21 protein-coding genes are annotated in these 23,217 nt (G+C 64.7%); 11 read left to right on the top strand and 10 right to left on the bottom strand.

Going from position 1 to position 23,217, the window contains the following annotated elements; translation table 11 throughout:
• Positions 1-64: 64 nt before the first annotated feature.
• Positions 65-331 carry a sel1 repeat family protein gene (locus ACH196_RS23420; protein WP_396649347.1) on the bottom strand — a complete coding sequence of 89 codons (267 nt, stop codon included), beginning with the start codon at positions 329-331 and terminating at the stop codon, positions 65-67.
• A gap of 447 nt (positions 332-778) precedes the next feature.
• Here ACH196_RS23420 and ACH196_RS23415 point away from each other — a divergent pair, with 447 nt between their 5' ends.
• The 6 genes from ACH196_RS23415 (at position 779) to ACH196_RS23390 (ending at position 5,019) form a co-directional block, all read left to right on the top strand.
• Entirely contained in the window at positions 779-1,123 is a 345-nt protein-coding gene (locus ACH196_RS23415; RefSeq protein ID WP_396649346.1) for a DUF2147 domain-containing protein, read from the top strand.
• A 289-nt stretch (positions 1,124-1,412) separates the two neighbouring features.
• Entirely contained in the window at positions 1,413-1,607 is a 195-nt protein-coding gene (locus ACH196_RS23410; RefSeq protein WP_396649345.1) for a hypothetical protein, read from the top strand.
• 113 nt (positions 1,608-1,720) lie between these two features.
• Complete coding sequence (locus ACH196_RS23405) at positions 1,721-2,002, top strand: type II toxin-antitoxin system RelE/ParE family toxin (RefSeq protein WP_396649344.1); 282 nt, start codon at positions 1,721-1,723, stop codon at positions 2,000-2,002.
• Between the two features lie 27 nt (positions 2,003-2,029).
• Complete coding sequence (locus tag ACH196_RS23400; protein ID WP_396649343.1) at positions 2,030-2,368, top strand: HigA family addiction module antitoxin; 339 nt, start codon at positions 2,030-2,032, stop codon at positions 2,366-2,368.
• An 81-nt stretch (positions 2,369-2,449) separates the two neighbouring features.
• On the top strand, positions 2,450-3,952 hold the full coding sequence (locus ACH196_RS23395; protein WP_396649342.1) for an AMP nucleosidase: 1,503 nt from the start codon (positions 2,450-2,452) through the stop codon (positions 3,950-3,952).
• Between the two features lie 98 nt (positions 3,953-4,050).
• Entirely contained in the window at positions 4,051-5,019 is a 969-nt protein-coding gene (locus ACH196_RS23390; protein ID WP_396649341.1) for an endonuclease/exonuclease/phosphatase family protein, read from the top strand.
• A 14-nt stretch (positions 5,020-5,033) separates the two neighbouring features.
• Here the strand turns inward: ACH196_RS23390 and ACH196_RS23385 are convergent, their stop codons facing one another.
• The 3 genes from ACH196_RS23385 to ACH196_RS23375 all read right to left on the bottom strand — a co-directional run bounded on the left by ACH196_RS23385 (position 5,034) and on the right by ACH196_RS23375 (position 8,728).
• Entirely contained in the window at positions 5,034-5,627 is a 594-nt protein-coding gene (locus ACH196_RS23385) for a DUF922 domain-containing protein (protein WP_396649340.1), read from the bottom strand.
• A 90-nt stretch (positions 5,628-5,717) separates the two neighbouring features.
• Positions 5,718-7,397, bottom strand: a complete 1,680-nt coding sequence (locus ACH196_RS23380; RefSeq protein WP_396649339.1) for an electron transfer flavoprotein-ubiquinone oxidoreductase — start codon at positions 7,395-7,397, stop codon at positions 5,718-5,720.
• A 383-nt stretch (positions 7,398-7,780) separates the two neighbouring features.
• A complete protein-coding gene (locus ACH196_RS23375; RefSeq protein ID WP_396649338.1) occupies positions 7,781-8,728 on the bottom strand; it encodes a hypothetical protein in 948 nt (315 codons plus the stop codon).
• A gap of 501 nt (positions 8,729-9,229) precedes the next feature.
• Between ACH196_RS23375 and ACH196_RS23370 the strand changes: the two genes are divergently transcribed.
• Positions 9,230-9,799: a hypothetical protein gene (locus tag ACH196_RS23370; protein ID WP_396649360.1), complete on the top strand. Its 570-nt coding sequence runs from the start codon at positions 9,230-9,232 to the stop codon at positions 9,797-9,799.
• Positions 9,800-9,834: 35 nt separating this feature from the next.
• Complete coding sequence (locus ACH196_RS23365) at positions 9,835-10,707, top strand: uracil-DNA glycosylase family protein (protein WP_396649337.1); 873 nt, start codon at positions 9,835-9,837, stop codon at positions 10,705-10,707.
• Between the two features lie 72 nt (positions 10,708-10,779).
• On the opposite strand, the gene ACH196_RS23360 is transcribed toward ACH196_RS23365, so the two are convergent.
• Positions 10,780-11,478 (bottom strand): hypothetical protein, encoded by a 699-nt coding sequence (locus ACH196_RS23360; protein ID WP_396649336.1) that lies wholly within the window; start codon positions 11,476-11,478, stop codon positions 10,780-10,782.
• Between the two features lie 127 nt (positions 11,479-11,605).
• Here ACH196_RS23360 and ACH196_RS23355 point away from each other — a divergent pair, with 127 nt between their 5' ends.
• Entirely contained in the window at positions 11,606-12,433 is an 828-nt protein-coding gene (locus tag ACH196_RS23355; protein ID WP_396649335.1) for a helix-turn-helix domain-containing protein, read from the top strand.
• 142 nt (positions 12,434-12,575) lie between these two features.
• On the opposite strand, the gene ACH196_RS23350 is transcribed toward ACH196_RS23355, so the two are convergent.
• Together ACH196_RS23350 and ACH196_RS23345 are read right to left on the bottom strand one after the other, a co-directional pair.
• A complete protein-coding gene (locus ACH196_RS23350) occupies positions 12,576-13,523 on the bottom strand; it encodes a DMT family transporter (RefSeq protein WP_396649334.1) in 948 nt (315 codons plus the stop codon).
• Positions 13,520-15,826 carry a xanthine dehydrogenase family protein molybdopterin-binding subunit gene (locus tag ACH196_RS23345; RefSeq protein WP_396649333.1) on the bottom strand — a complete coding sequence of 769 codons (2,307 nt, stop codon included), beginning with the start codon at positions 15,824-15,826 and terminating at the stop codon, positions 13,520-13,522. The genes ACH196_RS23350 and ACH196_RS23345 overlap by 4 nt, the downstream gene beginning before the upstream one ends.
• A 151-nt stretch (positions 15,827-15,977) precedes the next feature.
• Between ACH196_RS23345 and pepN the strand changes: the two genes are divergently transcribed.
• Positions 15,978-18,617, top strand: coding sequence for an aminopeptidase N (gene pepN, locus ACH196_RS23340; protein WP_396649332.1), 2,640 nt, complete (start codon positions 15,978-15,980; stop codon positions 18,615-18,617).
• Positions 18,618-18,629: 12 nt separating this feature from the next.
• Here pepN and ACH196_RS23335 read toward each other — a convergent pair whose 3' ends face one another.
• Together ACH196_RS23335 and ACH196_RS23330 are read right to left on the bottom strand one after the other, a co-directional pair.
• Positions 18,630-19,535 (bottom strand): DMT family transporter, encoded by a 906-nt coding sequence (locus tag ACH196_RS23335; protein ID WP_396649331.1) that lies wholly within the window; start codon positions 19,533-19,535, stop codon positions 18,630-18,632.
• Complete coding sequence (locus tag ACH196_RS23330) at positions 19,532-19,954, bottom strand: hypothetical protein (RefSeq protein WP_396649330.1); 423 nt, start codon at positions 19,952-19,954, stop codon at positions 19,532-19,534. Before ACH196_RS23330 ends, ACH196_RS23335 begins: the two co-directional genes overlap by 4 nt.
• A 297-nt stretch (positions 19,955-20,251) precedes the next feature.
• Between ACH196_RS23330 and ACH196_RS23325 the strand changes: the two genes are divergently transcribed.
• Entirely contained in the window at positions 20,252-22,579 is a 2,328-nt protein-coding gene (locus ACH196_RS23325; protein ID WP_396649329.1) for a PAS domain-containing sensor histidine kinase, read from the top strand.
• Between the two features lie 201 nt (positions 22,580-22,780).
• Here ACH196_RS23325 and ACH196_RS23320 read toward each other — a convergent pair whose 3' ends face one another.
• Positions 22,781-23,215 carry an EF-hand domain-containing protein gene (locus ACH196_RS23320; RefSeq protein WP_396649328.1) on the bottom strand — a complete coding sequence of 145 codons (435 nt, stop codon included), beginning with the start codon at positions 23,213-23,215 and terminating at the stop codon, positions 22,781-22,783.
• Positions 23,216-23,217 lie beyond the last annotated feature (2 nt).

Genomic DNA, 23,217 nt, shown 5'->3' with positions numbered 1-23,217 from the left:
CGGCTGTCGCCGTCTTCGGCCTGTTCGCGAACGCGTTGGAGCGCGTGCGAGGGGTAATGTCGTCTCAGTGCATGGTCATCCATTCGCGCGCCTGGCGCAGCGCCTGGGCAATTTCCAGCTTCGACATGGCGGCCGACAATTCCGAGCGCAGCACCGCGGCGCGGTCCGAGCCCTTGATCGCGGCGATGTTGAACCATTTGTGCGCGGCGACGATGTCAGCCTCGCAGTCGCGGCCCGAGGCGTACATCAGCCCGAGTTCGCAGAGAATGTCGGCCTGAGCCGTGGTGCCCGCCGTTCCGAAGTCCGCATCGAAGATTTCAAACCGTGCCATTTTGACTGTCCCTGTCCCTTTTCCCGAGAGCCCCGGCTGTCCCTTCCGGTTCGCTCTTCCGATGCTTCGAAGGATGCCGTGGAGGCTTGAAACTGCCGTTAAGCGGCGTCCTTAACCGGCGGCAAACAAAACAAAAACAACTGGTAAACCTTGGAATTCATTAAGGATCACAAGTCTTGGGGAGCCCGGTTTTTCGCGAAAATTTTCCGAAAATTTACGCTGGCAAATTCAACCCTTCCTTCACCACGAATTCGGGTCGTGCGCGGTGATGCATGTCGAATTCGCCGTCAGGGCTTCATGTTTCCGTCGATCCCGGCGGTCCGGGCCGGTCGATAAATTCAACGAACTGCCGCTACGCCACCGGCTTTTCGTCCGCCGAGTCTTCGTCTAGCTTACGTTTGCGTAAGATGCCGGAACGTCGAACCGGACACCAAAGGGAGGATACCTATGCTTCGCAGGATGACGATGACTGCCTCGGCCATGATGCTGGCAATCGGCGCCGCCAATGCCGACCCGATCGAGGGCAACTGGCGAACCCAGAGCGGCGAGACCGCGGCGATCAGCGATTGCGGCGGCGGCTTTTGCATCACGCTGAAGACGGGCAAATACAAGGGCAAGGGTATTGGCAAGATGAGTGCCGAGGGCGGCGGCACCTATTCCGGGTCGATCACCGATCCGGCCAAGGACAAGACCTATTCCGGCAGCGGGACACTTTCCGGCGGCTCCCTGAAGATGAAGGGCTGCGTGCTCGGCGGACTGATCTGCCGCAGCCAGACGTGGACGAAGCTGTAGGCGAATAGCGAATAGCGAATAGCGAATAGCGAATAGCGAATAGCGAATAGCGAATAGCGAATAGCGAATAGAGCGAAGATCGCGATGCGCGGCCTATAGCGCAAAGCCTATTCGCTACTCCCTATTCGCTATTCGCTCTCTGTCGCGAGTGCCGATACACAGGCCGCACGCGGCGACATACCTCCGAATAAAGCTGAACCTAAAATGAACGCGAACCTCAGGACGGGTTCAGCGTCGGCAGTGCATTTTCAAGGGCATCGAACGACACCAAGGACCGAAAGCAAAGATCATGTCCCGCCTCGCCACCAAGCCGCTCAAGATCGTTTCGCTGTTGCTGCGTGCCGCGCTTTTCAGCGCGGTCCTTGCCGCTCCGGTACTGGCGGTCCCGGTCGTCGGCGGCGACCGCGGAATGGAGATCGACGCCCCCAGCATGAAGAAAAAAGGCGCTGGTCTGGTTATTCTCGTGAGCTTGCAGAGGCGGTAAGAACAGAGTTCGGCAAGGCTCCACCGGATAAGCCGTCGCGTATCACATCACGATACGATTCCAAATTGATTTCATTGACGTATCGCCTTATGATACGTCAATGAAGCTGAAAAATGATCCGATCGTTCAAGGATAGGCAATGCGAGGCAATCGCGGCAGGAAGGGCGCCGAAAGGCTTTCCTTCCGACATCGTCCGTGCGGCGCAACGCAAACTCTTCATTCTAGACAATGCCGTCACGCTCGACGATCTGACGACACCACCTGGCAACAGGCTCGAAGCCCTGAAAGGCGAACGTAGAGGTCAACACTCGATCCAGATCAACGATCAATGGCGGCTGTGCTTCCGCTGGACGGACGCCGGTCCTGAGGATGTCGAAATCGTAGACTATCACTAGGCGCTGCTTGACCGAAGGTTACACACTATGTCCATTTCGTTTTCACCCCCCATCCACCCCGGCGAGATCCTGCGTGAGGAGTATCTCAATCCCCTCGCGTTGAAGCCATACACGCTCGCCAAGCATCTCCACGTACCGCGTACGCGAATCGAGCGCCTTGTGTCGGAGCAGACTGCTGTGACCCCCGATACCGCGCTGCGGCTAGCGCGCTTCTTCGGCACGACGCCGCAATTCTGGATGAACATGCAGACCAGTTACGATCTTGCGATCTTAAGCGAAGAAAAATCGGCCGATCTCGACGCGATCGAGCGTTTGGCCAACGACGATCAGGCGGCCGCGTCGATTGCGAGAATTGTTGGGCCATAAGCAGAGTTGGTAGGCTCCTGTCTCAACGGTTTGCAGACTGAGCCCCCTCCCGGATGTCACATTGCATCCCTATAATAGGTCATGGAAAAGCGAATCTATCCCGAACCCACGCAAAGAATAATCTCTCCCGAGCCCTATGCGCGCCAAACATTCTCGGACGCGCGCGAGGCGGTGACCGCACTCAAGAACCTCTACACCCGCAACACCGAATTCCTGCGCTCATCCTTCGCCGCCATCATCCGCAACGGCGACGTGACGAACCGCTACCGCTCCTACTATCCGGAGGTCGGTGTCACCACGCTCTCCTATTCGCAGGTCGATACCCGCCAAGCCTACGGCCACATGCCGGCGCCCGGCCAGTTCACCACGACCATCACACGGCCCGACCTGTTCGAGACCTACCTGATCGAGCAGTTGCAACTGATCATGCGCAATCACGGCGTGCCGGTGGTGGTATCGGAATCCGACACGCCGATCCCGCTGCATTTCGCCTTCATCGAAGGCACGCATGTCGACGGCTCGGTCGCCGACCGGCTGAAGCGGCCGATCCGCGATTTCTTCGACGTTCCCGACCTCGACGGCACCGACGACCTGATCGCCAACGGCACCTACGAGGCCGTTCCCGGCGAGCCGCGGCCGCTGTCGCCGTTCACCGCGCAGCGTATCGACTATTCGCTGCACAGGCTGCCGCACTATACGGCGACCACGCCGGACCATTTCCAGAATTTCGTACTGTTCACCAACTATCAGTTCTACATCGACGAATTCTGCGTCTACGCCCGCGACCTGATGGCGGAAGGCGGGGGCGGCTATACGAGTTTCGTCGAGCCCGGCAATCTGATCACGCCGGCCGGCCACAGCGGGCCGACGACGGGCTCGACGCCGCCGCGTACGCCGCAGATGCCGGCTTATCATTTGACGAAGCCGGGACATGGCGGCATCACCATGGTCAATATCGGTGTCGGCCCGTCCAACGCCAAGACCATCACCGACCACGTCGCGGTGCTGCGGCCACATGCCTGGCTGATGCTCGGCCATTGCGCCGGGCTGCGCAACACCCAAGCGCTGGGCGACTATGTGCTGGCGCACGCCTATGTGCGCGAGGACCATGTGCTCGACGCCGACCTGCCGGTCTGGGTGCCGATCCCGGCGCTGGCCGAGATCCAGGTGGCCTTGCAGGAGGCGGTTGCGGAGGTGACGGGGCTGGAAGGCTACGATTTGAAACGCATCATGCGCACCGGCACGGTCGCCACCATCGACAACCGCAACTGGGAACTGCGCGAGCAGCGCGGCCCGGTGCAGCGGCTGTCGCAGTCCCGCGCCATCGCGCTCGACATGGAGTCGGCGACGATAGCCGCCAACGGGTTCCGCTTCCGCGTCCCCTACGGCACGCTGCTTTGCGTTTCCGACAAGCCGCTGCATGGCGAGTTGAAGCTGCCCGGCATGGCCAGCGATTTTTACAAGCGGCAAGTGTCGCAGCACCTGACGATCGGCATCCGGGCGCTGGAAAAACTGGCCGAGATGCCGCTCGACCGGCTGCACTCTCGAAAACTGCGCAGTTTCCTGGAAACGCCGTTTCAGTGATGCGGCGGTCCAGCCTGGCCCGGTCTCGCCGCAGGTAGGGCCTCGGGATGGGTCGCCCGTCGTTCCGGCGCTCGCTGATTTTACTGTCAGCCGTCTGCATGCTGTTGCTGGCACTGCCGCTTGCCGCCGGCTTTTTCGGCGCCGTGCATCCGGCGCTGGATTCGTTCGCCCATTTCCGCGCGCACCTGGCGGTGCTGATGGGGATTGCGGCGCTGCCGGTTTTCGCGACGCGCTTCCTCAAGGTCGGCGCCGTCTTCATGCTTGCGGCGATCGTCGCCTTCGCGACCACCTCGGGCACGGTGCCGGTCGCCGGGCTGGGCATGAAATACGGGCCGCTTTATCCCGTCGATCCCGAGCGGCCGGTCTACAGGCTGGTGCAGCTCAACCTACGCTACAACAACCCGACCCCGGAACGCGTGCTTTCGATGATCGGACAGATCCGGCCGGACGTAGTGACGCTGGAAGAAGTGTCCGATCTCTGGGCGAAAAAGCTGGAATTGCTCAAGGCCGCCTACCCCTACAGCATCCTTTGCTCCTATCCGCACGGGTTCTTCGGCGTCGCCATCCTGTCGCGCCGGCCGTTCGCCGACGGCACGTCGCCCAGTTGCGACAGGCGGGGCGCCTTCGCGCTGGCGACGATCAATTTCGGCGGCACGAGCGCCGACATCGCGGCGCTGCATATCGGCTGGCCGTGGCCGTTTCCGCAATATCGGGAGATCGGCGGGCTGACGCCGTATTTCCAGCGGATCGGGGAAACGGCAATCGTGGCCGGTGACCTCAACGCCGTCCCGTGGAGCGAGGCGACCACCCGCGTCGCCAAGGCCGGCGGGCTGATCCTGATGCCGTCGCCTGGCGCGACCTGGCTCCCTTTCGGCGTGCCGGAATTCCTGCGCTTCGCCGGACTGCCGATCGACAATGTGTTCGCCAAGGGCGATGTCGAAATCCACTCGATCCGAACGCTCGACCCCGTCGGATCGGATCATCTGCCGGTTCTGGTGGAGTTTTCGCTGAAGCCGAAGGCGGCCGAGCCGGAAATCAAGACCGATCTCGCGGCCCTCGTCCGCTGATCCGGGCCGACGATCTACCGGCGTCTCGTCAGCCTCTGCACCAGCCTTTCAACCGGGCCGCCGGGTTGATGCTCGATCGCGTCGAAACGCTGCTGCCGTGCTTCGTAGTCGGCGTAGATGGCATGGACGATCTGCGTCACCTCAGCCTTCGCCTTCCGGCAGAAACGATCGTCATCGACAGTGACGCGGAAGGCCGCATCATACGCTTCGTCAGCCATGCGGCGGGCCAGACGCCCATGCATCTGCTCATGCTTGCGCACGCCGGCGACGAATTTTCGCCATCGCTTCTTGAGGGCCGGAGGCGCCTCTCCCGACAGAGCCGGATAGCGATAGTTCACCTTCAGCGTGACGTCGGCTTTCATCAACCGGCATCGGCCGTTGGAAACCAGCCAGGTACGATCCCAGTCGACGGAATAGCGGGTCTGGGCAATCGCGCGCGCCAGGAAGCCGTGGCGCGGACCATTGCGGTCCATCTCAGCCATCAGGGCATCGCCACTGTTGCCGGCGATGGAGTATGTCTCTACCTTGACGACGGACTTGACGCCGGCCTGCGCGCCGGCTGCGGTCAGGCAGCAAGCAATCAGCAGGGCATAGGCGATCGGCCGCACGACAGTCTCCGGGTGGTCATACCGCCATTATGCGTAACAACCGGCTTCCAACCGGTAAACAGCGAAATGACGAAAAGGCCGGAGCACAGATCACATGCTCGTATAGACCGGCCCCTCGCCGCCCTGCGGCGGCACCCAGTTGATGTTCTGGTTCGGATCCTTGATGTCGCAGGTCTTGCAGTGGACGCAGTTCTGCGCGTTGATGACGAAACGCACGTCCTTGGCGTTGGGATCGGCGGCGGCGTTGCCGTCGGCATCCACCCATTCGTAGACGCCAGCCGGGCAGTAGCGGGTCGACGGACCGGCAAAGACGTCGTGCTCCGACCTCACCTGCAACTGCGGGTCCTTCACCTGCAGATGGACCGGCTGGTCCTCCTCGTGATTGGTGTTCGACAGGAACACGGAGGACAGCCGATCGAAGGTCAGCACGCCGTCCGCCTTGGGGTAGTCGATCTTCTTGTGCTTCGAGGCCGGATCGAGCGTGGCGTAGTCCGCCTTGCCGTGTTTCAGAGTGCCGAAGGGCGAGAAGCCGAACAAGGTGTTCAGCCACATGTCCAGCCCGCCGAGCCCGACGCCCACCAGCGTGCCGAAGCGCGACCACAGCGGCTTGACGTTGCGGACCTTCTTCAAATCCTTGCCGATGTCGCTGGTCCGCCAGGCGGCCTCGTAGGCCGTCAGTTCGTCATTGGCGCGGCCGTCCGCGATTGCCGCGGCCACGTGATCGGCCGCCAGCATGCCGGACAGCACCGCATTGTGCGAACCCTTGATGCGCGGCACGTTGACGAAGCCAGCAGAGCAGCCGATCAGGACGCCGCCGGGGAAGGACAGTTTCGGCACCGACTGCCAGCCGCCCTCAGTAATGGCGCGCGCGCCATAGCCGATGCGCTTGGCGCCCTCGAAGGTGCCCCGGATCGCCGGGTGCGTCTTGAAGCGCTGGAATTCCTCGAAGGGCGAGAGGTACGGGTTCTTGTAGTTCAAATGCATCACGAAGCCAACCGCCACCTGGTTGTCCTCCAGATGGTAGAGGAACGAGCCGCCGCCGGTCTTCAGGTCGAGCGGCCAGCCGAACGAGTGCTGCACCAGGCCGAGCTTGTGCTTCTCGGGCTTTACCTGCCAGAGCTCCTTCAGGCCGATGCCGTATTTGCCGGGCTCGCGTCCTTCCGAGAGGCCGAATTTTGCGATCAGCTTCTTGGCCAGCGAACCGCGCGCGCCCTCGCCGATCAGCACATATTTGCCGAGCAGCGCCATGCCGGGCGCGAAGGCCGGGCCGTGCGAGCCGTCCCGCTCGACACCCATGTCGCCGGTGACCACGCCCTTCACCGCGCCGTTGTCGTCATAGATCACATCGGCGGCGGCGAAGCCGGGGTAGATTTCGACGCCCAGCGCTTCCGCATGGCCGGCCAGCCATTTGCAGACATTGCCCAGCGACACGATGTAGTTGCCGTGATTGTTCATCAGCGGCGGCATCATGAAATTCGGCAGGCGCACCGAACCCGCCGGGCCGAGCACCAGGAAATGGTCGTCCGTCACCGGCGTCTTGAACGGGTGATCGGTCTCGGAGCGCCAGTCGGGCAACAGCCGGTTGATGCCGATCGGATCGACCACCGCGCCGGAGAGGATGTGCGCGCCGACCTCGCCGCCTTTTTCCAGCACGACGACAGAAAGCTCCGGATTGACCTGCTTCAGCCGTATGGCGGCCGCAAGACCCGCCGGCCCGGCGCCGACGATGACGACGTCAAACTCCATGCTTTCGCGTTCGATCTCGCTCATCGGCCCTCCAAACTGGCTGCGCCTAGTCCGGGCGCTTGCTGGTCAGGCGCTGCATAGCGCATCCCTCGGCGGCGCGAAACCGCTCCTACGAAAAGGCAAGGCGGCAAAGTGACGCCGTGAATGTGGTCGAGGCGGGTGTGGCCGGCTTGCGGGCAACACGGAACGCCGCCGCGGGTCAAAAAATCCGCACCGTCCGTCGCGGCCGGAATGGCGTAAACGCCGGGGACAGTTTACTTTTTTCCACCAGCGCTGGCCTTGAAGCGCCCTGCCCTTCCACGGAAAAAAGTAAACTGTCCCCTGCAGGCGGCCGTCTTCGCCGTCCCGCCGCGGAATAATCCGCGCCGTCGCCCGATGCTTCGGCTTTCGTGTCAGGGACGGCCCCGTCAAGACGTATCCCGCCTCGGTGGCTCCAGCGCGTAGTACGCCATCGCGTTGGCATGCGCCAGAATCTCGTCGACCTCGCGGATGTTCTTGCGTTTCGGAGCATCCGGATCGAAGCGCGGCAACCTTCCGCCCGGCGGCCGCCCGCGCCGCAGCGGCGAAAAACGCCGGAAGCGGACCGGGCCCGGCTTGCCGCCTGCTGCCGCCGCGTCGCGGGCCGCCCGGTCACGTTGAAGAGCGGCGTCGTTGCGCGCCTTCCAGCGGGCGAAACGCTGCGCCTGCCCCGGAAGATCGTCGAGTGCCTGACCCAACGCATCCAGCCTGAGCGTCAGTTTTGCCGCGTTCATCGGATCGTTCTGCGACGGCGGCGGCGGCAGGGGGATGCGTGGCGCGTCGTCGTCGAGCGACCGGATGCGCGGCACGGCATGCGCGGGAACATAGTTGCGGCGGATGCGGAACGGATATTTCAGCGCATCGAGCAGCGAAAGGTTTTGTCCGCGCGGCCTTGTGGCGCGCCGTTCGGCTGCTTTCCGCTCGGCTTCATAGCGGGCAAAGTCCTGCTTCGACAGGTTAACGGCAAGGCCGAGGCGGCGCATGGCGGCCACCGTGTCGGAGATTTTTGGTTTTGGCTTGCGCGGGCGAAACGGCGGCAGCGCCACCACGATGCCTTGCGCCGCCGCGATGATCAGGCGCCGGGCGGCGGATTCGGCTGGGCGCAGCAGCAGAAGAATGGCGCGGTAGAGATGGCGCGGCAGGCAGAGAGCCGCGGACGGTTTGTTTCTCCCCGTCTTTCCGGCTCGTCGGGGCCTTGGAGCGACGGCGGCTTCCCCTAGCACCAGCGACAGCGGCCTGCCAAACCCCATCTCGGCCATGCCGACCAGCATCAACAGAATGTGCTTCAGCGCCTGCCGGTATCGCTCGATTGTTGTACTCGCGTCTCCAAACTCCACCGATGCCACCTCCGGACAGGGCCGGCATCCAATATGGAACATAAAGGGAACAAACACAAGCGGCCTAAGAAAATAATCCTTCACGATGATGGCGCGGCGACCCGCTGTTACGCTGCCTGCACAACACATTGAAAAGGCTTGATTTTTCGAGGCATCACGGCGGGCCTCAAGCCCTCCCGACCGGGGCGAACGGCCGTTCGAAAAGGATGTCATGCCGGTAAAGGCAAGCGGAAACAGAGAGTTGATCGCGATCCGCGTGGATTCTGGCGTAACAAGCATGACCAAGGAGCCGGCTTCGCCGGTTCGTCTCACCAAGGGCGATGCGGGAGGTCAAGCCGAACTCATATGCGATGGCCCTGCCTTTTTGGCGCCGGAATTCCGGCCGTTCGAAATGCAATGTTCGGCGCAGCAATTATCGGTCATACTCGCGTCATGCCGCTTGCCAGCCTTTTCCGCTGCCTGTCGCCGCGACCGCGGAGAGGCGGCGTTTTTCTTGCGGCGATGCTGCTTTCGGCAACGATTTTTTCCAGCCGCGCGCAGGAACAGGAGGCCGGCGAATGGACGGCCGGGGCCTATTCCTTCTCCGACGAGTTCGGTGGCTTCATCATCGAATCGGTGACCGGCAAGGGAACGCACGACGATCCGGTCGTGTTGACCGAAACGCTCAATTCCTCGTCTCCCGTGACCCTGGTGATCCGCTCGATCTGGCCGATCCGGCCGTTCGATTCCGCCGCCCTCTACGACAACGGCATCCTCTACCTGCGCATCGTCGCGCGCAATGGCAGCGGCCAGGGCTGGGTTGAGTTCGAGTTCGAGCTGCAGGAACTGCTGCACAAGGCCAGCGTGTTCGGTGACGGCCTTTCCTTCGACCAGCGCAGCACACGCAAGGACAACATCTCGTCCGACACCTTCGGCGAATTCAGCCGCGACTTCGAGCCCTACGACAAGCTGCTGTTTCGCCACGGAAAAGTCGATCCCGGCAAATCGGCTGGCTTCTCGTTCCTGATCACCGATTTCACGCCGAGGCCGAAATTCTATCTGGTGCAGGACCCCCGCATCCCCTCGTCCTGACTTGCTTTCGCCGTCCATGCGCAGCATGGTCCGGCATGGCCGTTTCCAGTACCGAACACAGCGCCGGACTGCGCGAACTCATCACCTTCTATGCCGAGGCGGGGGTCGACGAATGCTTGCTGGACGAGCCCGCGGATCGTTTCGCCGAGAGCGCGCAGGCCAGGCAGGCCGGCTCGGCAAGGCAACCGGCGGCGCGACGCGAGGAGACCACCCGCAGCCCGGAAGAAAGCCGCGCGCCGCGAAAATCCTTTATGCCGGATACCCAGCCCGTGGTGGCGCCCAGGCCGCAGGCGGCGGCCGTGCCGGACGGCGCGCAAGCGGCGCTGGCGCGCGAATTGGCGCGCTCGGCGGCGTCGCTTGAGGAACTGCGCCAGATCATGCTCGCTTTCGAAGGCTGCAATCTGAAAGCAACGGCAAAGAATCTCGTCTTCGCCGACGGCAATCCCGAAGCCGACCTGATGCTGGTCGGCGAGGCGCCGGGCCGCGACGAGGACATCGAGGGCCTGCCCTTCGTCGGCCGGTCGGGACAATTGCTCGACCGCATCCTGGCGGCGATCGGCCGCGACCGGACATCCGCCTATATCGCCAACGTCATTCCGTGGCGGCCGCCGGGCAACCGCGACCCCTCGCCGATGGAAACGGAAATCTGCCGGCCGTTCATCGAGCGGCAGATCGAGCTTGCCGCGCCAAAAGTGCTGATGACGCTCGGCAATCCTTCGACCAAAGCGCTGCTGAGGACGCAGGAGGGCATCACAAAAATGCGCGGCAAATGGCGGGAGCACATCACCGCCGGCGGCGTCCGCATCCCGACCATGCCGACGCTGCATCCGGCCTACCTGCTGCGCAACCCGGCGCATAAGCGGCTGGCGTGGCGGGATTTTCTCGATGTGCGGGCGCGGCTTGCCTAACTTTCCTGAGAAATCGATTCAGGTCGCGGCCCGCTTCCCTCCCCCTTGAGGGGAGGGCAATCGCATATGGGTTTAGTTGACGATGATCCTCCGCGCCTCGCCTGCGGCGAGACGCTGAGGCATCACCCCCTCACCGGCCCTTCGGGCCACCTCTCCCCCGGCCCGGGGGGAGGATACGCAGCTTAGGCGATTGGCGCCAAGCTCGCGGCCGGCGCATCCTCTCCCCCGGGCAGGGGGAGAGGTGGCCCGAAGGGCCGGTGAGGGGGTGATGCCGAAACGAGCCGGCGAAGCCGGTTCGGAGCGGACAGTTCCCATATACGATTGCCCTGCCCTCAAGGGGGAGTGAGCGCCGGCCGCGGCGTCTGCGCTCAGGCCGCCGCAGCACTCGCGGCGCGGCGCATGCTGATAAAGCTGCAACTCCGCAAAGAGCGCGACCGCGGCGGCCTGGGCGACGACGAAGGTGTAACCTAGCACGGTCGGCGACACCAGGCCCGTGAGGAGCAGGCCGATGCTGGCGGCGGCCCAGAGCGCGTTGATGCCGATCACGTCGATCAGCAGGAGCCGGGAGATCGCCGGACGCCGCGACAGGACGGCGACCAGGATCGTCCAGGGGAGAAGCACGACGCCGGCCCAGAACAGCAGCGGTTGGGGAAGGCCGAGCAGCGACGACAGCAGCGATGCGCCGCCGGCCATCAGCAGCGCGCCGGCGCCCGAAAAGACGGCGTCAAGCAGGAGCGCGTTGCGCAGGAAGGGCGTGTTCAAGAGGGTCATGGCTATCTCCGTTCGGTTGCCGCCGGCGGGATGCCGGCATGGCGCGGACGATGGCGGAAACCGCAGCGCGTTGCGATTACGCCGGAGGTAATGGATTTGCGACGCCCGGCCGCCTATCGTCGCCGGCATGAACACCGCTCTCGCCTCGCCCGGTCCGCTCATCCGCGAATGGCGCGCCCGCCGCCGCATGAGCCAGCTCGATCTCGCCATGGAGGCCGAGATTTCGCAGCGGCATCTGAGTTTTGTCGAAAGCGGCCGGGCAAAGCCGTCACGCGAGATGGTGCTGCATCTGGCCGAGCGGCTGGCGCTGCCGCTGCGCGAGACCAACCGGCTGCTGCTGGCCGCCGGCTACGCTCCGGGATTCGTCGAGAACGGCCTCGACGAGCCCGCCATGGCGCCGGCGCTGGCGGCGGTCGAGACCGTGCTCAGGGCACATGAGCCCAATCCGGCCGTCGCCGTCGACCGGCACTGGAACCTTGTCCGCGCCAACGCCGCTCTGGCGCCCTTCCTTGCCGGGGTGGCCGATCCCGCCCTGCTCGCGCCGCCGATGAACGTTCTCAGGCTCAGCCTGCATCCGCAAGGCGTCGCGCCGCTCATCGTCAATTTCGCCGAATGGCGCGACCATATCGTCGAGAGGCTGCGCCGGCTGAACCAGGCGGTCGCCGATCCGGTGATCATGGAGCTGGAACGCGAGTTACGCGGCTATCCCGTGCCGAAGCGGCTCGGTCCGCCGGCGTCGGCGCGCGACTATTCGCCGATCGCGGTACCACTGCGGGTCAGGATGAACGACATTACCCTGTCATTCATCTCGACCATCACCGTGTTCGGCACGCCGCTCGACGTGACTCTGTCGGAACTGGCGATCGAATCATTCTTTCCGGCCGACGAGGCGACGGCCGAAGCGATGCGCGCGATGGCAGCAGAGCGCGAGGCTGCGGCTTCCCCTCCCCCTTGAGGGGAGGGTGCCGAGCGAAGCGAGGCGGGAGGGGCCGCCTCGGCAGCGCTCCGGCGCGAAGCAACGTTGGCGTTTGGCCGCAGCGACCCCTCCCCCGGCCTGCGGCCGGACCCTCCCCTCAAGGGGGAGGGAAGGACGGCTCCTACTGCGGCGGCGTCGCTTCCTTTGCCGCCGCCCGCTCGATGCCGAGGCGGCGTTCGCGCAGGATGATGAAGATGCCGGCGCCGACGACGATCAGGCCGCCAACCAGCATGTGCACCGTCGGGACATCGCCGAACAGCATGTAGCCCACGGCGATGGCGAGCAGCATCGAGGTGTATTCGAACGGCGCGACGACCGAGGCCTCGGCGTGCCGGTAAGCCTCCGTCATCAGCAGTTGGGCGATGCCGCCGCAGATGCCGGCGCCGACCAGCAGGGCGGCCTGCTCCATTGTCAGCGCCTGCCAGCCGAACGGAACGGAGACCAGCGACAGCGCCGCCGCCGACAGCGAGAACCAGATGACGATGGTGGAGGTCTTTTCCGTATGCACGAGGCTGCGCACCAGGATCATCGCCAGCGCGGAAGCGGTCGCGCCGCCGAGGGTAGCAAGGGCGCCGAGCGCCTCGTCGTTGCCGAATGCGGCTCCCTCGCTGAACAGCGTGAGTTTCGGCCAGGAGATGATGAAGACGCCGATCAGCCCGACGACGACCGCGCTCCAGCGGTAGAAGCGGATCGTCTCGCCAAGGATGACGGCGCTGAAGACGACGACCAGCAGCGGCTGCGCATAGTTGATGGTGACCGATTCCGGCAGGGGCAGACGGGCGAGGCCGAAGAAGCCCAGCGCCATCGAGGTGACGCCGACCAGCCCGCGCAGGAAATGGCTGACCGGACGCGTCGTATGCAGCGCGCGCCTGAGGTCATGGTTCCACATCAGGAAAATGACGATCGGCAGGATCGCGAAGAAGGAGCGGAAAAACACGACCTGCCCGGTTGGCAGTGGCCCCGCCGCCTTGATCATGCTCGACATGGCGACAAAAACGGTCACCGAAACAATCTTGAAGGCGATACCCGCCAGCGGGCTGTCGGGATGGGAGCGGCCCGGCTTCGTCACCGGGCCGTCGCCTCCCGGATCGCTGCCCAGATGCGCGACGGCGTCGTCGGCATCTCGATGTGACCGATGCCATAGGCGCGCCACAGCGCGTCGGTGACGGCGTTGAGTGTCGCCGGCGTCGAGCCGATCGTGCCGGCCTCGCCGGCGCCCTTGATGCCCATGGCATTCGTGGTGGACGGCACGTTGCGCGTTTCGAAGTGGATGAAGGGAACGTCGTCGGCGCGCGGCATGGCATAGTCCATGAAGCTCGCGGTGAGCAGTTGGCCATCGTCGCCATAGACGGTTTCCTCGATCAGCGCCTGGCCGATGCCCTGGACGATGCCGCCATGCACCTGGCCGGCGAGCAGGATCGGGTTCACAGTCACGCCGAAATCGTCGACCACGACATAGTCGGTGAGTTCGGTGCGGCCGGTCGCCGGATCGATCTCGACCTCGCAGATGTGGGTGCCGTTCGGATAGGTGCACTCGTCCTGGACGAATTCGCCGAAGCCGGCAATGTCCTCCGGCTTCTTCGCCGCTTTCGCCAGCGCGGGAAAGCCGATCGAGCGGTCGGTGCCGACGATACGCGCCTCGCCGCCGGTGAGTTCGATATCGTCGGACGAAGCTTCCAGTTCGTCCGCCGCCAGTTTGCGCAATTTCACGGCAAGATCCTCGCCGGCGCGCGACGCGGAGACGCCGCCGAGCGGGATGGAGCGCGAGCCGCCCGTGCCGCCGCCGCTGGCCAGCCGGTCGGTGTCGCCCTGGTGGACGATCACCTTCTCGACATCCAGCCCGAGTTTTTCCGCCGCGATTTGCGCATAGGCGGTGGCGTGGCCCTGTCCGTTCGACTGGGTGCCGATGCGAAGCGTCACCGTGCCGTCGGGATTGAGGTCGACATAGGCCGGCTCGGAGCCTTCGAAGGCGCAGGCCTCGATGTAGGTCGCCATGCCGATGCCGCGGATCAGCCCCTTGGCGCGCGATTCCTCCAGCCGTGTTTCGAAGTCGGTCCACCCGGCGCGCTCCATGGCGAGCGTCATATGGGCGTCGAACTCGCCGACGTCATAGAGCCTGTCAGTGGCCGTGCGGTACGGGAATTGTTCGGGGCGGATGAAGTTGCGGCGCCTGATCTCCTCGCGCGGCAGGCCTAGCTCGCGGGCGCAGACATCGACCAGCTTTTCGAGCAGGAACGCGGCTTCCGGCCGGCCGGCGCCGCGATAGGCGTCGACGGGGGTGGTGTTGGTGTAGACGCCGGTGATGGTCACGTCGAGCGCCGGTATGTCGTAGAGGCCGGTCGACATGGAGGCGCCGATGTAAGGCACGATCGGGCCGTATTGGGAACAATAGGCGCCGAGATTGGCGAGGAAACTTACCCGCAGCCCAAGGAAGCGGCCGTTCTCGTCCATCGCCATCTCGGCGTCGACGGCATTGTCTCGGCCTTGCGCGTCGCTCAGAAAATGCTCGCCGCGGTCGCCCGTCCATTTCACCGGCTTGCCCAAGCGCTTCGCCGCCTCCAGCACCAGCGCGTATTCGCGATAGACGAAAGCTTTCGGCCCGAAGCCGCCGCCGACGTCGGGCGTGATTACCCTGATCCTCGACTTGTCGATGTTGAACACCTGCTCGGCGAGGACGTATTGCATCGAATGCACGCCCTGCGAGCCGCTGGTCAGCACCAGCCGCCCGGTCTCGTCAACCTCGCCGATGGCGGCGCGCGCCTCCATGTAGTTGACGACGAGGCGGTTGTTGACGAAGGAGACGCTGGCCGTGCGGGCAGCTTTCTCGAAGGCGGCATCGGTGGCGGCGCGGTCACCGATCTCGTAGAGGAAGGCACGGTTGGTGCCGAGTTCCGGCCAGACCAGCGGCGTTTCGGGATCGAGCGCGGTCGCCGTCTTTCCCGCCGCTTCCTCGGCGTCGTAGTCGACCTCGATCAGCTCGGCGGCGTCCTGCGCCTGCGCCCGGCTGTCGGCGACAACGAAGGCTATGGCGTCGCCGACATGGTTGACGCGATCCCGACAGAGGATCGGGATGTCGCGCGTCGGCGCGCGCTTGCCGTCCGGCTGCTTCTGCATGACGGTCGACTTCAGCGCGCCGAGATGCGCCACGTCCTCGCCGGTCAGCACCAGATGCACGCCCGGCGCGGCGCGGGCCGCCTCGGTCGAGGTGATGCGGAAACCGCCCTTGGCGACCGGGGAGCGCAGCACGAAGCCATGCAGCATGCCGGGAGCAGAGATGTCGTCGGTGTAGCGGCCCTTGCCGGTGATGAAGGACTGGTCTTCCAGCCGCTTTACGGGCGCTCCCATCCCGAATTTGGGTGTGAAGACGGTCATGACTGCTCCGGAAATCTGTGGCGGGAAGGCTGGCTTGGAGATAAGCGCTTCGTCAGTTTTGTCGAGGGGTGGTTTGCGTGTAAAGAGCAACACCCCGGAATTGTTGGGCCAGTCCGGCTGGCCTTCTGCCGCAACCCAGGAAGGTTTTTCGATGCGCACAGACACCGGCCAGGTTTTCCGGCTCGAGGATTATCGGCCGAGCGACTACCTGATTCCGCGGACCGAGCTTTCTTTCGTGCTCTCGCCCGACAGCACGCTTGTCACCGCCAGGCTGACGATCCGACGCCGCGATACGGAGGCGCGCAACGTTCCGCTTGTGCTCGACGGCGATGGGTTGCAACTGCGCAGCATCAGCCTGGACGGGAAGCCGCTGACGCCGGCCGACTATCTGGCGACGCCGGACAAGGTCATCCTGCACAACCCGCCGGCGGAGTTTTCGCTCACGCTGGAGACCGAGATCGAGCCATCGAAAAACACCGCACTGATGGGGCTCTATCGCTCGAACGGCGTCTATTGCACCCAATGCGAGGCGGAGGGATTTCGGCGCATCACCTATTTCCTCGACCGGCCGGATATTCTGTCGGTCTATACGGTCCGCATCGAGGCCGAGCGGGCCGAGGCGCCGCTGCTGCTTTCCAACGGCAATCCCGTCGAGAGCGGCTATCTCGGCGGCGGCCGACATTTCGCGGTCTGGCACGATCCGTTCCCGAAACCGTCCTATCTGTTCGCGCTGGTCGCCGGCGATCTCGGCGTGGTCGCCGACAGTTTCACCACCATGTCGGGCCGCAAGGTGGCGCTCGGCATCTATGTTGAGCATGGCAAAGAGCCGCTCGCCGCCTATGCGATGGATTCGCTGAAGCGCTCGATGCAGTGGGACGAGGAGGTGTTCGGCCGGGAATACGATCTCGACGTCTTCAACATCGTCGCCGTGTCGGACTTCAACATGGGCGCGATGGAGAACAAGGGCCTCAACATCTTCAACGACAAATACGTGCTGGCCGACGAGGACACCGCGACCGACGCCGATTTCGCCAATATCGAGGCGATCATCGCCCACGAATATTTCCACAATTGGACCGGAAACAGAATCACTTGCCGCGACTGGTTCCAGCTTTGTCTGAAGGAAGGGCTGACCGTTTTTCGCGATCATGAGTTTTCCGCCGACCAGCGCTCGCGCGCCGTCAAGCGCATCGCCGAGGTGCGCACGCTGCGCGCCCACCAGTTCCCCGAGGACCAGGGGCCGCTGGCGCATCCTGTTCGTCCGCGCCGCTACCGCGAGATCAACAATTTCTACACGGCGACCGTATACGAGAAGGGCTCGGAAGTCGTGCGCATGATCCGCACCATCCTCGGCGCCGAGGATTTCCGCAGGGGCATGGACCTCTATTTCGAGCGGCACGACGGCGAGGCCGCGACGATCGAGGATTTTCTGAAGGCTTTCGAGGACGCGTCAGGCCGCGATCTCAGCCAGTTCGCGCTGTGGTATCATCAGGCGGGAACGCCGAACCTGACGGTGACCGCCGAGCACGACGCGACGGCTGAAACCTTCACCGTGCAGATCGAGCAGTCGGTGCCGCCGACGCCGTCGGAGAGCCGCAAGCGGCTGATGCATATTCCGGTCAAGTTCGGCCTCGTCGGGCCGGACGGACGCGACCTCGACTATTCAGGCGCCGAGGGCGCGGCCGTCGAGGACGGCGTGATCCATCTGCGCAAGCGGCGGCATTCGGTCGTCTTCTCGGGCGTCAGGGAACGTCCGGCGGTGTCGCTCAACCGCGGTTTTTCCGCGCCGGTGACGCTTTCGGTCGAGCAGAAGGCGGAGGACCAGTTCTTCCTCGCCCGTCACGACAGCGACGCCTTCTCGCGCTGGCAGGCGTTCAACACGGTGATGACGGAGGCCCTGATCGCCGCGTCGCGGCTCATACTCGACGAGCGCGCGCCGGATTTTTCGCCGGCTATCGCCGAGCTCGCCGGCGCGATTGCCGACGACGGCAGCCTCGAACCGGCGTTCCGCGCGCTGGCGTTGACCCCGCCCAGCGAGGCCGACATCGCCCGCGAGATCGGCGGCAATATCGACCCGGACGCGATCTTTTCGGCGCGCGAAGCCCTTGTCCGTTTCGTCGCGGAGGCCAATCGCGAGCGCTTCTCCGCGCTCTACCAGAACCTGGCTGACAGCGGGCCGTTCAGTCCCGACGCGGCGAGCGCCGGACGGCGGGCCTTGCGCAACGTGCTGCTCGATTATCTGTCGGCACTGCCTGGCGGCGTCGAACTGGCGTTCAGGCATTTCTCGTCGGCGACGAACATGACCGACCGCGCCGCGGCCCTGACCGTGCTCGCGCATCGCCATCAGGCAACGCCCGAGGCGCGCGACGCCCTCTCCGGCTTCGAGACGACCTATGGCAAGGACGCGCTGGTGATGGACAAGTGGTTCGCCATCCAGGCGGCCGCGCCGGGGACCGGCACGGTCGACGCGGTAAAACGTCTTTCCGAGCATCCGTCGTTCTCGATCGCCAATCCCAACCGCCTGCGCTCGCTGTTCGGCACGTTCTTCAGCGGCAACCAGACGGGTTTTCATCGGGCCGACGGCGCCGGCTACAGGCTGTTCGCGGAGACGATCCTGCAGATCGAGAAGCGCAATCCGCAGGTCGCGGCGCGGCTGGCGACCGGCCTGCGTTCATGGCGCTCGCTGGAGCCGAAGCGGCAGGAACTGGCGCGTAAGGCGCTGGTGTCGATCGCTTCCACCAAGGGGCTGTCGGCGGATTTGAGCGATATCGTCGAGCGTACGCTGGCGTAGGGAAGTCAGGCCTCAGGCCGGCTCCCGGATCGCTCCGCCATCCTGCTTGTCCCCCGCCGGCCGGGCGCCCCTCGAAGCACCGATCGTCATATGCACGGCGACAGCGACGAAGACGATCGACCCGCCGACCAGCGTGCTCTCGCTCGGCGTTTCGCCGAATGCCAGCCACACCCAGAGCGGCGCTAGCGGCGCATCCAGCGCGCCGATCAGCGCGGTCTCGATCGCCGGCAGGAAGCGCGCGCCGAGGGTGAACAGCGCCAGGCCCAGCGACGAATTGACGATGCCGAACAGGGCAAGCAGCAGCAGATCGTAGCTGGAAACCGCCAGCGGGTCGCCCATCGGCCAGCAGGCGAAGCCGCTCAGCAGTGCCGACAGGCAGGCTGCCGGCATGACCGGAATGTCGCGAAAACGCCGGGCGATGGTCATCATGACAGCCATTGAGAGCGTCATGCCGAAGGCCAGGAGATCGCCGAGCAACCCGCCCTCGACGCCGAGCCCGACCATGATGGCCACGCCGACCAGCGCCGCAAGGCTGGCGAGCAGCGCATTCGCGGTCGGCCGCTCGCGCATCAGCAGCCAGCCGAGCGCCGCGGCCAGGAAGGGAGCCGTCGCATAGATCACCGCGACATGCGCGACCGTGGTATGTCGCAGCGAGGTGATGAAGAACACCATGCCAAAGGCCGACACGGTCACGAACAACCAGCCGGGCCAGCCCATCCTCCACATGCCGCGCAACGAATCCCCCCGGCGCAGAGCGACGATGACGATAGCGAGCCCGAGTGCGCCGAACAGGCCCCGCCAGGTGAGCATGGTCCATGTGTCCGTCGGGATCAGCCGGGTGAACAGGCCGGCGGTGCTCCAGGCGACTGCGGAACCGGTAACCAGAATCAATCCAAGGCGATACTCGGAGGCGTTCATGCTCCGCCTCCGCCGGTCGCGGAGGGCGAATTCGCCGTCTTCCAGTCTCCCGTCGTGTTCCACCAGCGGTTCGGGTTGGCACGGTCGTCGAGCCCCTTCGACCGGCTGGTCAGGATTTCCTGGAGCCTGATCACCGGCTCCTGGTAGCTGTGCGCCTGGAAGATCGCTTCGATCACTTGGCCAGCCAATTGCTGGTCGTCGGGGAGTTCGAGGGAGATGGTGACAACGCCGGGCCGCTTCCTGAGCTCCGTTTCCGGTCCGGCGGCCGCGCCCTCGAGCGGGCGATAGCGTTCGATACCGGCTGCCGACTGGTAGGCGTTGCTGTCGTAACTCCCCATCGCCAACGGCGTGATTTTCACCACCGCTTCCATGATGCGATCGACGTCCTCGACGGGAGCGTGGAACGTCAGCAGAAGCATCCGCTCCATCCCTACCGAGTGTGTTTCGAAGCCCTGCCCCACTGTCCGCGCTCCTTGCCCTGTGCAAACGCACCATACGCGCTGGCTGCTGACAACCGCCTGTCAGCAGTGACGATCCATCTACGATGGTCCCAATCGAGTCTCGATCCCGTCCACCGGTCATTTTTTTACGCCGGCTTGACGCGTTTCGTGCGTGAACACTGGACAAGGCGAATCACGTCTGATTCTTTAGGGCAGATTCGGGTGTGCGGCGTATCCGGATCGTCAGAGAAAAACCGGTTTCGGGGAGCCAGTCGGATGGCAAGGACGGACGCGTGGGGCGCGGCCGGCAGGTCGGCTTTTGTCCGGCGCAGGCCAATACGAGCGGAGACTGTAAGCGTGTTCGCCAAGCCTGCCTTCCGGCGCCTGCTGGCCGCCGAGCCGCTGCTCAGGCGATCGATCCCGACGCTGATCATCGTCTTCCTGATCGTCATCGGTGCAGCCCGCGTCCTGTCGCTGCTCGCCCAGCATGACGAGATCGAGCGCAATGCACGCACGATCCTGGCGCTTTCCGCCGCCGAACTCGGCAGCACGCTGACCAGGGCCGATGCAGAGACCGACGGGGCACCGGCCACGCGCGAGCTGATCGAGCGGACGGCGCATCGCGCGCTGCTCGGCTCTCGCCATGTGCTCGCGGTGATGGACGACCGGTTCAACGTGGCCGCGGCAAGCGACGCGGGGTCCGCGTGGAAAGGCAGGCGGCTCGACACGATCGTCTCCGGCGGCCAGCCAATGTTCCTGTTCGGCGAGCGCGCCGGCGTGCTGGAGGTCACGGTCGAAGGCGAGCCGTGGTTCGCGGCGATGGAGCTGTCGGAGGACCGCGGCATCGCCGTCGCCGCGCTGGTTCCCCAGGACGCCGTCTTCGCGGAATGGACCAAAGCCGTATCGCTCAATGTCACCCTCTTCCTGCTGACCGGCAGCATCCTGGTCATCGTGCTCTATGCCTATTTCCGGCAGGCGACGCGTGCCCAGATTGCCGACCGCATCTATCGCGACGCGCACCAGCGCATCGACCTGGCGCTCATCCGCGGCCGCTGCGGCCTGTGGGACTGGGACATGGTGCGCGGCAAGATGTACTGGTCGCATTCGATGTACGAGATGCTTGGCTACCAGCCCTGCGAGGCGATGCTGTCCTTCGGCGACGTGCATGACATCATCCACCAGGACGACGGCGACCTGTTCCATCTGGCGGAGCGGATCGTGGCGCGCGAGATCGATAATATCGACCAGGTTTTTCGCATGCGCCATGCGGACGGGCATTGGGTGTGGGTGCGGGCGCGCGCACAGGTGATCGATCCCGAGGCGTCCGACATCCAGTTGATCGGCATCGCCGTCGACGTCACTGAGCAGCGCCATCTCGCCGCGCGTTCTGAGGCCGCCGACCTCCGGCTGCGCACCGCGATCGAAAGTATCAGTGAATCCTTCGTCCTGTGGGACGCGGCCGGACGCCTCGTCATGTGCAACACCAAATACCAGCAGGACAGCGGGCTTTCCGATAAGGTACTCCTGCCCGGCGTGCCGCGCGAGGAACTGGAGGAGCGGATGACCGCCTTCGCCTCGGAACGGCGCATGGCCAATCCGAACGGACCGCGCGGCGGCGCCACCTATGAACGGCAGCTCGCCGACGGCCGCTGGCTACAGGTCAACGAGTTGAAGACCCGCGACGGCGGCACCGTCTCCATCGGCACCGACATCACGCTGATCCGGCAGAACCAGGACAAGCTGATCGATGGCGAAAGGCGGCTGATGGCCAACCTCCACGACCTCAGCCAGGCGCGCCGCAACGAGGAGGAGCGGACCCGCGAGCTTGAGGAGCTGAATCGCAAATACATGAAGGAGAAGGATCGGGCCGAGGCGGCCAACCGCGCCAAGTCGGAGTTCCTCGCGAACATGTCGCATGAGCTGCGCACGCCGCTGAACGCCATCATCGGCTTCTCGGAACTGATGGGCAACAGGCTGTTCGGCCCGCTCGGATCGCCGCGCTACGAGGAATATGCCGGCGACATCAACAGCAGCGGAAAGCACCTGCTGGGCGTCATCAACGACATACTCGACATGTCGAAGATCGAGGCCGGCCAGTTCTCGATGGACCGCGAGGAGATCGACCTCAACCCGCTGATCAGCGAGACGGTGCGCGTCATCTCGCTGCAGGCCAAGCAGAAATCCATTGCCGTGGAGACCAAGATCGCGGAGGCGATGACGCTCTATGCCGACCGCCGCGCGATCAAACAGATCGTCATCAACCTCTTGTCCAACGCGGTGAAGTTCACCGGCGAAGGCGGCCACATCCTGGTGCGGGCGCGAAAAGTGTCGGGCGCCATGATGCTGTCGATCGAGGACAATGGCTGCGGCATCCCGAAGGCGGCATTGAGCAAGCTCGGTAGGCCGTTCGAGCAGGTGCAGAACCAGTTTTCCAAAAGCCATGCCGGCTCGGGGCTCGGCCTCGCCATCTCGCGGTCGCTGGCGGAACTGCATGGCGGCGCGCTGAAGATCCGGTCGCGCGAAGGCATCGGCACGATCGTCTCGGTGCGCATCCCGGCCCGCAAAGGCCCGCCGCCGGTGACAATGCTGCAAGCGGCGGAGTAGCGCCGGTTAACCCTCCCCCTTGAGGGGAGGGTCGGCGAACGGTCGGAGCGAAGCGGAGATCGCGAGACGGGGTGGGGTCGCTTCAGGACGGAGCACTGCCGCACCGACCCCTCCCCGCTTACAAAACCTCGCGTTCCGCTCGGCTTTTTCCGCGACCCTCCCCTCAAGGGGGAGGGTTATGAAGGCGCGCGGCCTCGACGGTCAGTGCCGCTTGCCCCAGCCGCGCTTGGGCATCTCTTCCGGCACGATCTTGCCGTCGTCGTTGCGGTCCATCAGCGCGAAGAGTTTCTTCTGGCGCGACTCGATCTCGACGACCGTCAGCATGCCGTCGCCGTCGGTATCGAAACGCTCGACGATGCGGCGCGCCATGCGTTCCGCGCGCATGCGTTCGATCTCGGAGGCGATCTCGGCGACGGTCATCTTGCCGTCGCCATTGGCGTCGGCATTGCCGATTCGGTTGTTCATCGCCGCCACGAACTCCTCGAACGTGACGTCGCCGCTCGAATCGGCGTCGGCCCGCTCGAAACGCATGTTGCCGCCCATGCGGCCCTCCTCCCGGTCGGCCGCGAAGGCGGACGTTCCGCCGCTGGTCGCCACCGCCAGAAAGGCCATTGCGAGTTTGGTCGATGTCTTCACTT

The organism is Mesorhizobium sp. IMUNJ 23232, assembly GCF_044326205.1.
In the GTDB taxonomy this organism is placed as follows: Bacteria; Pseudomonadota; Alphaproteobacteria; order Rhizobiales; family Rhizobiaceae; genus Kumtagia.
The sequence above is the reverse complement of the archived record's forward strand: the minus strand, read 5'-3'. Positions and strand labels throughout refer to the sequence as shown.